The organism is Amycolatopsis sp. NPDC003676, assembly GCF_053587275.1.
Genome location: NZ_JBSFNS010000033.1, coordinates 20,130 through 32,738, shown reverse-complemented (window position 1 = coordinate 32,738; position 12,609 = coordinate 20,130). Strand labels below are relative to the sequence as shown.

11 protein-coding genes are annotated in these 12,609 nt (G+C 69.7%); 3 read left to right on the top strand and 8 right to left on the bottom strand.

Annotation, left to right across the window (positions count from 1 at the left end):
* Window positions 1–208: 208 nt before the first annotated feature.
* Together ACWDNU_RS20840 and glmS are read right to left on the bottom strand one after the other, a co-directional pair.
* A complete protein-coding gene (locus tag ACWDNU_RS20840) occupies window positions 209–1,654 on the bottom strand; it encodes an NAD(P)H-hydrate dehydratase (RefSeq protein WP_449670097.1) in 1,446 nt (481 codons plus the stop codon).
* Window positions 1,655–1,665: 11 nt separating this feature from the next.
* Complete coding sequence (gene glmS / locus ACWDNU_RS20835) at window positions 1,666–3,528, bottom strand: glutamine--fructose-6-phosphate transaminase (isomerizing) (protein WP_449670096.1); 1,863 nt, start codon at window positions 3,526–3,528, stop codon at window positions 1,666–1,668.
* 194 nt (window positions 3,529–3,722) lie between these two features.
* Between glmS and ACWDNU_RS20830 the strand changes: the two genes are divergently transcribed.
* Window positions 3,723–4,559 carry a dienelactone hydrolase family protein gene (locus ACWDNU_RS20830; RefSeq protein ID WP_449670095.1) on the top strand — a complete coding sequence of 279 codons (837 nt, stop codon included), beginning with the start codon at window positions 3,723–3,725 and terminating at the stop codon, window positions 4,557–4,559.
* A 14-nt stretch (window positions 4,560–4,573) separates the two neighbouring features.
* Here the strand turns inward: ACWDNU_RS20830 and ACWDNU_RS20825 are convergent, their stop codons facing one another.
* The 6 genes from ACWDNU_RS20825 to rplM all read right to left on the bottom strand — a co-directional run bounded on the left by ACWDNU_RS20825 (window position 4,574) and on the right by rplM (window position 10,682).
* Window positions 4,574–5,023 (bottom strand): hypothetical protein, encoded by a 450-nt coding sequence (locus ACWDNU_RS20825; protein ID WP_449670094.1) that lies wholly within the window; start codon window positions 5,021–5,023, stop codon window positions 4,574–4,576.
* Window positions 5,020–7,743 carry a hypothetical protein gene (locus tag ACWDNU_RS20820; protein ID WP_449670093.1) on the bottom strand — a complete coding sequence of 908 codons (2,724 nt, stop codon included), beginning with the start codon at window positions 7,741–7,743 and terminating at the stop codon, window positions 5,020–5,022. Before ACWDNU_RS20820 ends, ACWDNU_RS20825 begins: the two co-directional genes overlap by 4 nt.
* Window positions 7,743–8,057 carry a hypothetical protein gene (locus tag ACWDNU_RS20815; RefSeq protein ID WP_370932176.1) on the bottom strand — a complete coding sequence of 105 codons (315 nt, stop codon included), beginning with the start codon at window positions 8,055–8,057 and terminating at the stop codon, window positions 7,743–7,745. The genes ACWDNU_RS20820 and ACWDNU_RS20815 overlap by 1 nt, the downstream gene beginning before the upstream one ends.
* A gap of 128 nt (window positions 8,058–8,185) precedes the next feature.
* On the bottom strand, window positions 8,186–9,523 hold the full coding sequence (gene glmM, locus ACWDNU_RS20810; RefSeq protein ID WP_449670092.1) for a phosphoglucosamine mutase: 1,338 nt from the start codon (window positions 9,521–9,523) through the stop codon (window positions 8,186–8,188).
* Window positions 9,524–9,729: 206 nt separating this feature from the next.
* Window positions 9,730–10,218 carry a 30S ribosomal protein S9 gene (gene rpsI / locus ACWDNU_RS20805; protein WP_037816243.1) on the bottom strand — a complete coding sequence of 163 codons (489 nt, stop codon included), beginning with the start codon at window positions 10,216–10,218 and terminating at the stop codon, window positions 9,730–9,732.
* 11 nt (window positions 10,219–10,229) lie between these two features.
* Window positions 10,230–10,682 (bottom strand): 50S ribosomal protein L13, encoded by a 453-nt coding sequence (gene rplM, locus ACWDNU_RS20800; RefSeq protein ID WP_009072361.1) that lies wholly within the window; start codon window positions 10,680–10,682, stop codon window positions 10,230–10,232.
* 253 nt (window positions 10,683–10,935) lie between these two features.
* Between rplM and ACWDNU_RS20795 the strand changes: the two genes are divergently transcribed.
* Entirely contained in the window at window positions 10,936–11,841 is a 906-nt protein-coding gene (locus ACWDNU_RS20795) for a hypothetical protein (RefSeq protein WP_370932178.1), read from the top strand.
* 52 nt (window positions 11,842–11,893) lie between these two features.
* Complete coding sequence (locus ACWDNU_RS20790) at window positions 11,894–12,577, top strand: DUF4333 domain-containing protein (protein WP_370932179.1); 684 nt, start codon at window positions 11,894–11,896, stop codon at window positions 12,575–12,577.
* Window positions 12,578–12,609 lie beyond the last annotated feature (32 nt).

Below are 12,609 nucleotides of genomic sequence, written 5' to 3'. Positions count from 1 at the left end.
CCAGGCCTGGCGCGCGCTAGTCACGGAGGTCGAGGTACGCAGCTTGTCTCGCCAGGAGGTGGACCGCGCCCCCTAGCCGACAACACTGCCACGAACCCGCCCCCACACCGCACTGAGAAACCCCAATGCCACATTGGGCGCGTTAGATGCACCCAATGTGGCGTTCGGTGCGTCAGATGCACCCAATGCCACATTGGGGAAGCTCTGGTCAGCGGGCGGTCGCGCGAACCAATCGGAGCGCGGCGGGGATGGCGTCGACCAGACCGGACGCGGACGTCGGCACCTCCTCCGCGGCAAGCGCGCCTGCTAGCGAATGCACCTGCGCGGCGGCCGCGGCGGCCAGCCACGGGTCGAGTCCGGCGGCAAGCAGCGAGCCGACCAGACCGGTCAGCACGTCGCCGGAGCCAGCGGTGGCCAGCCACGAACCGCGCGGGGTGTTCACCGCGACGCGACCGTCCGGAGCGGCGACGACTGTGCAGTGGCCTTTCAGCAGCACAACGGCGTCGTACTTCTTCGCCGCCTCCCGCGCTGCCGCCACGCGATCCGCGCCCGGGCGGCGGCCCATCAGGCGTTCGTACTCGCCAGCGTGCGGGGTGAGCACGAGCGGAGTGTCCGGGTCGCGGGCGTCGAGGACTTCGGGGGTGTGCGCGATGAGCGTGGTGGCGTCGGCGTCCGCGCACACCGGGACGCCCTGGCCGAGGATGTGCCGCAGGATTTCCCGGCCTTCGCCGCCGGTGCCGATCCCCGGCCCGACGACCCACGCCTGCACCCGGCCCGCGTCGGTGACCGAGCCGGTCGCGACGATCTCCGGCCAGCGCGAGCGCACGACGTCCGCGGCGTGCCCGGCATAGCGGACCATGCCCGCCGTCGCGCGGACTGCGGAACCGGACGCGAGCACCGCCGCCCCGGGGTAGGTCGCCGATCCGGCCGCGATGCCGACGACGCCTTGGGTGTATTTGTCGTCCTCCGGGCCGGGAATCGGCCACGCCTCAGCGACGTCAGCAAGGTCCAGACGCTGCAGATCCGGCTCGTCCAGCCACGGCCGCAGGCCGATGTCCACTAGCACGACCTCGCCGCATTCCTCCGGAGCCAGCACGTGCACGGGCTTCAGCGCGCCGAACGTGACCGTGCGCTCGGCGGTGACGTGCGGACCGTCGACCGCGCCGGTGTCCGGGTCAACGCCGCTTGGCAGATCCACCGCCACCACCGGGGCTTCGATCTGCGAGACCAGCTCGGCTGCTTCGGGACGCAGTGGGCCACGGGCGGAGATACCGACAATGCCGTCCACGACGACGTCCGCCTTCTCGATCCACTGTGGACTGTCCGCAATGGACACAACGCGGCCGCCGGATCGCCGCAGGGCAGCCAATCCGGCCGGGTGCGCCTTCTCCGGCTTCAGCAGTACGGCAGCCACCGCGACCCCGCGCCGACGCAGGAAAGCGCCAGCCCACAACGCATCGCCGCCGTTGTTGCCCGAGCCGACGAGCAGCACGACCCGCCGACCGGAGACGCCGCCGGTGTCCTCGGCCAGCAGCCCGGCCACCTCGGCGGCGAGGCCGAAGGAGGCCCGGCGCATCAGCTCGCCGTCCGGCGTGCGCGCGAGCAGCAGGTCTTCCGCCGCGCGAATCCGTTCTGTAGTCCAGATTCCTTGCACGGCGGCTCCCGCTACTCGACAGTGACGGACTTCGCCAGGTTACGCGGCTTGTCGATGTCGTACCCGCGGGAACTGGCGATCTCCGCGGCCAGCACCTGCAGCGGCACGGTGGAAACCAGCGGCTGCAGCAGCGTCGGCACCGCGGGCACCTCGATGAGTTCGTCGGCGAACGGGCGCACGGTCTCGTCGCCCTCCTCGGCGATCACGATCGTGCGCGCGCCCCGCGCCTGGATTTCGCTGATGTTCGACACCAGCTTCGAGTGCAGCACCGCGCGGCCCTTCGGCGACGGCATCACGACGACGACCGGCAGGCCCTCTTCGATCAGCGCGATCGGACCATGCTTCAGCTCGCCCGCCGCGAAGCCCTCCGCGTGCATGTACGCGAGTTCCTTCAGCTTCAGCGCGCCCTCCAGCGCCACCGGGAACCCGACGTGGCGGCCGAGGAACAGCACCGCGCGCGAGTCGGCGATCCGCCGCGCGATCTCGCGCGTCTGGTCCACAGTGGACAGCACCTTCTGCACCGCCGCCGGCATCGCTTCCAGCTCGGCGAACTCGCGGGCGACCTCGTCCGGGTACTTCGTGCCGCGCGCCTGCGCCAGCGCGAGGCCGACGAGGTAGTTCGCGGCGATCTGCGCGAGGAACGCCTTGGTCGAGGCGACCCCGATCTCCGGCCCGGCGTGCGTGTACAGCACCGCGTCGGACTCGCGCGGGATCTGCGCGCCGTTGGTGTTGCAGACCGCCAGGACGCGGGCCTTCTGCTCGCGCGCGTGCCGCACGGCTTCGAGGGTGTCCGCGGTCTCGCCGGACTGGGAGACGGCGACGACGAGCGTGTCGCGGTCGAGAACCGGGTCGCGGTAGCGGAACTCCGACGCCAGCTCCACCTCGACCGGCAGGCGGCACCAGTGCTCGATGGCGTACTTCGCGACGAGGCCGGAGTGATACGCCGAACCGCAGGCGATGACGAAAACCTTATCGACGTCGCGCAGGTCCTGATCGGAGATGCGCTGCTCGTCGAGGATGATCCGGCCGGCCTCGAAGTGCCCGCGCAGCGTGTTCGCCAGCGCCTCCGGCTGCTCCTCGATCTCCTTGAGCATGAAGTACTCGTGGCCGCCCTTTTCGGCGGCCGACAGGTCCCAGTCGACGGTGAACGGCTTGGCCTGCGCGGCGTCGCCGTGGAAGTCGGTGACCTCGTAGCCGTCGCGGGTGATGACGACCAGCTGGTCCTGGCCCAGCTCGACGGCCTCGCGGGTGTGCTCGATGAACGCGGCGACGTCGGAAGCGACGAAGTGCTCGCCCTCGCCGACCCCGACCACCAGCGGCGACGACCGGCGCGCGGCGACGATCGTGTCCGGCTCGTCCGCGTGCGTCACGACGAGCGTGAACGCGCCCTCCAGGCGGCGGCACACCGCGGCGACGCTGGCCGGCAGGTCGCCCTTGGTGTCGCCCTCGGAGTAAGCGAGGGAAACCAGGTGCGCGGCGGTCTCGGTGTCGGTGTCGCTGGCCATCTCGATGCCCGCGGCCTCGAGCTCGCCGCGCAGCGCGGCGAAGTTCTCGATGATCCCGTTGTGCACCACGGCCACGCGACCGGTGGTGTCCCGGTGCGGATGCGAGTTGCGGTCGATCGGAGCCCCGTGGGTGGCCCAGCGGGTGTGGCCCATGCCCGCGGTCCCCGCGAACGCGTCGCGGCCGACCTCGTCGAGCCGGGCTTCCAGGTTGGCCAGACGGCCGGCTTTGCGCTCGACGGTCAGCGCGCCGGCGCCGTCCAGCACCGCCACGCCAGCCGAGTCGTAGCCCCGGTATTCCATGCGGCGGAGCCCACCGAGCACGACGTCCAGAGCCGGGCGGTGTCCGACGTATCCCACGATTCCACACACGCGAACTAGCGTAACGAGACAAGTCCAGTCCCCTACTCCGGTCCCTCGACCGGGGTTTTCAGTGCCGCTGAGCTGGGCGAGCGACCTCCCGGACAACGCCTGACCGGGTGTCGGCGCAGTCCGGCGGCGGACCCCTAAACCGATCGGGGTGGCGCACCGGGCCGGGGCGGGGCACGGGCAGTAAGGTCACGCGCATGGCCAGCAAGCCCAAGCAGCTGCTCACGGAGCTGTCCCACCCGGGACCCCACGAGGTTTTGCGCGGCAACCTCGCCCTGGTCGGACTGCCCGGCGTCGTGTTCACCCCGCGCCAAGGCCTTGGCCTGCCCGCCATCGCGTTCGGGCACGGCTGGATGCAGCCGGCCACGCGCTACCGGCAGCTCCTGCACCACCTCGCGAGCTGGGGCGTAGTCGCCGCGGCCCCCGCGACCCAGCTGGGCCCGCTCCCGTCGCACCGCCTCCTGGCCGGCGACCTGCTGACAACGCTCGACGTCGTCACCACGGTCCGCCTGGGCCCGGACGGCATCAGCGTCGACCCGGAGAAACTGGGCCTGGCAGGCCACTCCACCGGCGGCGGTTCGGCAGTGCTCGCAGCCGCCCAGTCCGCCGGAGCAGGCGACGAAGCGCGCCCGAAGGTCCGCGCAGTGGCGACAGTTGCTGCGGCACAGACGTTCCCGGCCGCTACGGAAGCCGCGAAGGTGATTAGCGCCCCTGGCCTGCACCTGGCCGTGGACGGCGACCTGGTGGCCCCGGCGGTCGGCCATGCGGACGCGATCGCCCAGGCTTGGGGCGGCCCGGTGCAGCTGCGGACGCTGGCGAAGTCGTCCCATCTCGCGGTGACCGAGGGCCGGCACTGGAGCCAGCTGCTGCTGCAGGGCAAACCGCAGCGGGCGACTCAGCAGCTTGCGAAGGCGCTGTTTACTGCGTTCTTTCTCACGCATTTGACGGGTACGGACAAGTACCTGCCGCTGCTGGACGCGGATGTGAAGCGCGCGCCGATCGAGGTTCCGGAGGACGAGGAACCGGCTGCCTGATCAGCCGGTTCGGCTCAGGTAGCCAGCCAGTCGGTGTGCGTGTAGTCGTCCTCGTCGTGGTGCACGCCACGCCGATGCCGCCCGGACGCCGGAGCAGCGGCAGGCGGCGCCGGAGCCGGCGGAGGCGTGCCCGGCCGCTCCGGAGCGGGCTCGGCGGGCACGTAGCCGGCGCGACGTTCCTTCTCCGCCTCGTCGTCCTCGAAGCCGAAGCTGACCTCGCCCTTGGGCTTGTCGCCGACCGTCGACTCCATCACCCAGCCGCCGGCCTTCGCCGCACGACGAGCGCTCTCCTGCACGCGGACGATCACCTGGCCGACCGTGCGCAGCTGCTTGTCGCTGGCCTCTTTGCTTTCCTTGAGGTCTTTCCGGACCCGGCTGCCGATCAACGCGAGCCGTTCCTCCGCCTCGCGTTCGATCTGGGCCATCTTGTGGCGGAACCCCGCCCCCAGGTCTTCGCCGCTCACCGCGTCCCTCCCCCGCTGTCCCGGCCAGGCTGATCGTCGTCGAGCAACGAACCGCTGATCCGGTTCGAGCTGGACTGCGAACCGAAAAGACCGCCGTCGACACGGTACGCGCTCGACGAACGCTCCTGCTCTCCTCCGCCGCCCGGCGCACTGCCGAGGCCGCCCATCATCCCGCCGCCCATCATGGCCGGGGTGCCGGAGCCGCTCGCTTCGTGATGCACGGGCGCGGTGCCGAGCTGCGAGGTGTCGGTCGGCGGACCGTCGCCTGCCGAGGCCGCCATCGGGTCGCCGATGTCGCCGAGACCGACGTGCGGAACGGTGCCGATTCCGGGGTCGGAGGAGAACGGGTCGAGCACGGACTGGGCACTCGTCGAGTCGTCCGGTCCCGACGCCGCCGCTGGCTCGTGCGTCGCGGGCAGTTCGTGCGCGGGCGGTTGGCCAGGGATGACCTGGTGCTCCTGCGCGACTGGCTGGCCGGGGACGGCTTGGTGTCCTTGGGCGGCAACTTGATCCGGGGATTGGTGGCCTTGCGCGGCAACCTGATCCGGAACTTGATGGCCTTGCGCGGCGACCTGGTCGGGGACAGCCTGGTTGGCCGCAGCGGCGACCGGCTGGCCCGCTGCCGCCGCCGCGTCCGGCACTGGCGTGCCGGGCGGCGTCGGGGCGCCCGGCGTGGCCTGCCCGGCGACCGCCGAAGCCGCAGCGGCTCCACCACCGCCGGTTCCCCCGTTGTGGTTGCTGGGGTTCAGCGCACCGTCGTCGCCGAGGGTGTACTTCGTCGGATGGCCGGAGCCGTCGTCGATGGTCACGACCGTCGGGCCGTCGGCTCCGGACGGCCGCTCGGCCACGATCGACAGCTTGCCGTCCTGGATGTGGATCTTTCCGTCCGGACCCGGCTGGTACTTCTGCCCGGATCCTTGCGTGCCCTCGTGCCCCTGCGCCCCGTCGTGGCTCTTCGCGGCGTCCTGGGCCGGGGTTCCGTCGTGCCCCTGGCCAGTCCCCTGCGGACCGTCGTGCCCCTGCGGACCGAACCCGGTCACCGGGTCCGGATGCTGGCCCGGCACCGGAGTCCCCGGTGGCGTCGCACCGGGCTTCGCCTGGTCGCCGAAGTCGAGGTCGTAGGTCTTCTGCTTGCCCGTGCCGTCGTCGACGCTGATCCCCATGTGCCCGTCCTTGCCGGGTTCGGACATGGAGATCTTGTGGCCGTCGTGCTCGACGGTCATCGTCTCGGGCTCTTCGGGCTTGAGCGCCGCGCCCGTCTTCGGGTCGATCGGATACGGCTGCCCGGTCTTCGGATCGACCTCGAGCGGCTGGTGAGTGACCGGGTTGAGGCTCTCGGCCGGCTGCGGCTGAGTCTGCGGCGTTTCCGGCATCTTGGGCGTCTGCGCCGCGGCTGGGGTCGGCCCGGAGCCGCCGGTGCTCGGCATCCCCGAGTCCTTGCCGCCACCACCCGAGGACGACGGCGTGGTCTGCTGGCCGCCGCCCCCGTCCTGCTGCTTCCCGCCGCCCTGGTCAGCGGGCTTCGACGACGTGGTGAAGAGATCCTCGCGCGCCTTGCCCAGCGACGCGCCGAGTTCGTTCCACACCTGGTCGACGCTCGTCCGCGTGTGCTCGCAGACCTGCTGCCAGTTGGTGACGTGCTTGTCCATGAACCCGCAGAACCCGGCGAGCCACTTCTTGGCCCACTCCTGCCCGGCGTCCTTCGTCTCGTCGTTCAGATCGCAGCTATCGTGGTCGATCTTGTCCTTCATGTCCTGAGGCATCAGGCGAACGAAGTGCTTGAAGTCGTCGTCGCTCGCGTTCCGGCCCATCTCGGCGACGCGGATCAGCCGATCGATGTCGCCGGGCGAGAAGTCGCCCTTGTTGGGGTACTCGGTGATGTAGTAATCCTGCAGCCACTGGCATTTCGCCCGGATCAGCTTGGCGATCGAGGCGATGCTGCGGTCGATCAGGCCCGCCCCGTCCTTCAGGGTCTGTTCGACGGCCTTCGTGCCGTCGGTGATCCCCTTCCAGGACTGCTGAGCCGAATCCCGCGCGTTGCCCGACCAGTTGGCGAACACGGTCGCCATCCGATTGTCCTGGTCCGCCGCGGCGTCCACAATGGACGCGTTGACGTCCGTCAATTCCTTGGCAGCAGCCTTGAATTTGTCGAACGGGATGTCCCGCTGCTCGTCGAACGGGTCGCCGACGTGCGGCTGGAACGGATGGTCCGGCAGGTTCTGCGCGACGAGACCACGGGCGCGGCTGTAGAGCGGCAGCAGGTTCCGGAACGGCTGCAGGCCCGAAACACCGAGGTCGAGAATCTCGTTCGAGTTCGCGACACCAGGATCCGTGTCAGTGTTCTTGGCGCCCTGGTCTTTCAGCTTCTGCTTGTCGCCGTCGACCGCCTGCTGCTGCTTGTCCTGCGCCGCCTTCGCGCCCTTGTCGGCTTGGTCCTTCGCCTTGCCGTACCAGTCGTAGACATCGCTTTCGCTCGACCACTCCCAGTCCATGTCTCCTTCGGAGATGGACAGCTTGTCCTTGTAGTAGTCGCGCCAATGGTTGCGGTCGTCGTCGCTCTGGAAGCCGTAGCTCTGCGCTTCGCCGTCGTCGTTTTCGTCCTCGACGTAATCGAAGTAGCGAAGCGCCAGACCCCGTTTGGTGTTGCTGTCGATGCTGGGGTCGTTCATCAACTGCTGGAACTCTTGGAAAGTCGGGAAGTTCCCGCTGCGCTTGGACATCAGCGCTTGCCGCTCTTCGTGATGGAGTCCGAGCTGTGCGCCTCGTTGGACGTGTACTTCTTGCTCGCCGACCCGAGGTTGTTCCCGAAGTCCTCAGACGCCTTCACGTAGCTGTCGACGCATTTGCCGACCGCCTCGATCCCGGTCTTGTACAGCTGGAACGAGCCGTGGTGTTTCCGCCCGAAGTCCGCTTCGGTGATCTGCAGCTGCTTCAACGCGGGCAGCGTCGTCTGCAGCCGGTCCTTCGCCGCGTCCCGGACAAATCCGCCCGCCGTCTCCAGCATCTGCGGATCGACGTTCTGTCGGTTCCCCACGCTCGCCCCTCCTCGACTGCCCAGTGCTTCCGGACCTTGGACGCACAAAAGCCGTCGGCGGTGCCGGACACTCGTCTACGGAATGTACCCGGAGAGTGACGAGGAGCGCAGCGATTCGGGCAGTTCGGTCAGGAGACCGCGGACACGACCCCGGCCAGCCGATCCGCCGCTGCCTGAGCCGTGGCGTGGGCCGGAGCCTCGACCATCACCCGCACCAGTTGCTCAGTGCCGGAAGGACGCAGCAAAACCCGCCCTTCCTCGCCGAGTTCGGCTTCGACCTCGCCTACCGCGTCGCGGACTTCGGCGGACCCGGCCACCGCGGCCTTGTCCGCCACCGGGACGTTGACCAGCACCTGCGGGAGCCGGTTCATCACCGCGGACAGTTCCGCCAAGGGCTTGCCCGTCGCGGCCATCCTGGCCATCAGGCGCATCGCCGTCAGCAGGCCGTCGCCGGTGGTGGCGTGGGCGGGGAGGACTACGTGGCCGGACTGTTCGCCGCCGAGGGCCAGGCCCGACGCGCGCAGTTCCTCCAGCACGTAGCGGTCACCCACCGCAGTCGTGACGACCGTGATGCCGTGTGCCTTCATCGCCAGGTGCAGGCCGAGGTTGCTCATCACGGTCGCGACCAGGGTGTCCTTGACCAGCGCGCCTTCTTCGGCCAGCGCCAGTGCCAGGACCGCCATGATCTGGTCGCCGTCCACCAGTTCGCCGGCGGCGTCGACGGCCACGCAGCGGTCGGCGTCGCCGTCGTGGCCGATGCCGAGGTCGGCACCGTGTTCGACGACTGCCGCGCGCAGCAAATCAGGGTGGTTCGAGCCACAGCTGTCGTTGATGTTGATGCCGTCCGGCTCTGCGTGCAGCGCCACGACCTCGGCGCCGGCCCGGCGGTACGCCTCCGGGGCGGCCGCGGACGACGCGCCGTTCGCGCAGTCCACCACGACCTTCAGGCCGGTCAGCGGGTGCGGCGTCGCGGCGACCAGGTGCTCGATGTACTTGTCGAGCGCGTCCGGGACGTCAGTCACCCGGCCGACGCCGTCGCCGGTCGGGCGGGTGATGCCGGTCGCGTCGAGGCCGGATTCGATCTCGTCCTCGATGCTGTCCGGCAGCTTGTGCCCGCCGGCGGCGAAGAGCTTGATGCCGTTGTCCGGCATGGGGTTGTGCGAGGCGGAGATCATCACGCCGAGGTCCGCTTCGAGCGCGCCCACGAGGTACGCGACGGCGGGGGTCGGGAGCACGCCGAGCCGCAGGACGTCCGCACCGGCTGACGCGAGGCCCGCCACCACGGCGGCCTCCAGCATCTCGCCGCTGGCGCGCGGATCGCGGCCCACCACGGCCACCGGGCGGTGCGAACGGTCGTGCGCCGCCAGCACCCGGGCGGCGCTCGCCGCGACCGACAGAGCCAGCTCCGGGGACAGGTCGGCATTGGCCAGACCGCGTACCCCGTCGGTGCCGAACAGTCGAGCCATTTCGACCTCCTTGTCTTGATTCAGCGGCCTCGGGGCGCGCCGGGCCTCGACAAACCTAGCGCCGGGCCCGGCAGGGGTGATCCCCTGCCCTACCCCAAGACAGTCGTGCCAGTGGCGAAGAACGCATCACCAGGCCCGGAAAACGCCGGAAGCGCCCATCCGATGGACGGATGGACGCTTCCAGGGTTGCGCCAGAGTGCTGAATATCAGCGCTTGGAGTACTGCGGGGCCTTGCGGGCCTTCTTGAGGCCGTACTTCTTCCGCTCCGTGGCGCGCGCGTCACGGGTCAGGAAGCCGGCCTTCTTCAGGGCCGGGCGGTCGTCGGCGTCAACCTCGACCAGCGCACGGGCGATGGCGAGACGCAGCGCGCCGGCCTGGCCCGAGATCCCGCCGCCCTTGAGGTTGGCGAAGATGTCGAAGGAGTCCGGCTTCTCGACGGTGACGAGCGGCTCCTTGATGAGCTGCTGGTGCACCTTGTTCGGGAAGTACTGCTCAAGCGACTTGCCGTTGAGCTTGAACTCACCGGTACCCGGCACGACGCGGACGCGGACCACGGCCTCCTTGCGGCGGCCGACCGTCTGCGCGTTGCCACCGGCGGCACGCGACGGGCGCGGGGCGGCGGCGGACTCGCTGGTCGCCACGGCCTCGGCGGGGGTCTCGGTCGAAGCGACGACCTCGGTCTCGGTGCTGGTCAACTGTTCCTCACTCACTGCGCGACCTGCGCGATCTTGGTGATCTCGCGCGCCTGCGGCTGCTGCGCGGCGTGCGGGTGCTGCGGGCCGGCGTACACCTTCAGCTTCTTGGCCATGGCGCGGCCGAGCTTGTTCTTCGGCAGCATGCCCTTGACCACCTTCTCAACGAGGTGCTCGGGCTTGGTGTCGAGCAGCTCGCCGAAGGAGCGCTTCCGCAGACCGCCGGGGTAGCCGCTGTGCCGGTACGCGAACTTCTGCTCGCGCTTGTTACCGGTGAGAGCGACCTTCTCGGCGTTGACGATGATGACGAAGTCACCGGTGTCCACGTGCGGGGCGTAGGTCGGCTTGTGCTTGCCGCGCAGCAGCGTGGCGACCTCGGTCGCGAGCCGTCCGAGCACGACATCCTCGGCGTCGATCACGTGCCAGGCACGAGTGACGTCGCCGGGCTTGGGGCTGTACGTGGGCAAGGGTCTACCTCGTCGTCATTGCGTGTGGGTAATGTGCGGGCCGAGCGCTGACGCGCCGCAACGCACAACGACATATGAAGATACCCCTGTGGTCCCGCCTGTTGTGCAGCGGGGGTGCGAAGACGCCTCGTCGGCCGGTCACAGCGTACCCGACCGGTTCCCGGAACCACCACGCCGCCGCGCGCGTCCGCTCGAGGTGAGACGATTCGCTCGCGCATCCGCGCGAGCACGAGCGAGCACCTGGGGACAGCAGTTGAAGACACGAGCGAGGACGACCGCCGCCGTACGGACGACCGCGGCCGTCGCCGCCGTGCTGGCGCTCGCGACCGCGTGCGGGCAGGCCCGCGCCGGCACCGCGCTGCCCGACGGCGACCAGGCCGCCGCGTACGTCGGCGCGAAGTTCGAGAAGGCCATGTCCAAGCTCGCGGACACGATCGTCGAGCCGCGCAATGTGACCAACTCCGCGGACCGGTACTTCAAGTTCGACGACAAGTACCTGCACAACATCGTCACCTCAGCGCGCACCGGCAGCCCGGAGAGCCGCATCGTGCACAACCGGTCGCAGAAGAACCCCAACGAGTTCCTCGACTCGTTCACCCCGGCCGACGGCACCGTCGAGTACCTCTACCTCGGCCCGGCCTACAAATCGCTGGCGCCGACGCCGTGGGTGTCGATGCCGAAGCCGGAGGCCGGGCTCGTGCAGCCGTGCGCGTGGGGCGGGGTGCAGATCGCGTGCAAGATGGGCGACTCGGTCGACAGCTCGTACAAGGCGGACAAAAAAGCGCTGCGCGGCGCGAAGAGTTCCGCGGACGGCACTGAGCAGCTGACCGTGAACGTGCCGTTCTCGATCTTCCTCGACCGGCGCGTCGAACTGCTCCCGGACAAGGTGGTCAACGAGGTCGGCCCGGAGCTGCGCAAGGCCGTCGTGCCGAGCGTGATCACGCTCAAGCCGGACGGTTCGCTCGCCGAGTTCACGATGGCGGCCAAGTTCGAGGGCGACGGGCACAAGGTCGAACTGCGCTACGACTTCAAGTTCACCGGCGAAGCCACCGCCTCGGACCTGCCGACGATTCCGGACGCCTCGCAGGTCACCGTGCTCGCGGACGACGCGGCCAAACAGGACTTCTACCGGCGGCTCGGCGAACTGCAGGGGCGCTGATGCGCACTCTCCCGCCGATCCCCGCGCCCATCGAATCCCGAGGTGAGCACCGATGACCCAGCCTCCCGACCAGCAGCCGCAAGGGCAGCCGCAGTGGTGGCAGCCGGGGACGAACGCGCCGCAGCAGCCGGGGTATCCGTCCGAAGTGGACAGTTCCGGTTGGCAGGGCGGGCAGCCCGCGGGCGGACAGTGGGCGCAACCTCCGGCGCAGCAACCGTTTCCGCCCGCGCAGTATCCGCAGCAGGGTTACCCGGCTCAGCCCTACGGTCAGCAGCAGCCATATGGCGGGCCCGGGCAGCCGCACAGCCAGCCGACGCCGGTACAACCGGGACAGCAGGCATCCGGAAATCCTTACGGCGGCGGGTTCCAGCCGTCCGAGTACGGCGGGCTCGGCGCGTTCTCCACGGCCAAGGCAGGCAAACCGCGGTCGAAGAAACCGTTCCTGATCGGCGGTGCGGTCGTGGTGGTGCTGGCCGCCGCGGCCGGGATCTCGTGGGCGACCGGCGTGTTCAGCGGGGACACCCTGGACCAGAAGTCGTTGCAGGACGGCGTTTCCAAGGTGCTCAACGAGAACTACGGCGAGCCGGACGTCAAGAACGTCTCGTGCCCTTCGGGGCAGGCGATCGAGAACGGTGCCACCTTCGATTGCACGGTGCAGGTCGGCGGGCAGCCGAAGAAGGTGACCGTGCGGGTGCTCAACGACAAGCCGGAATATTCGGTCGGCGCTCCGCACTGAGCGGCGCGTTCTCCTCAGCCAAGCCAGGAAAG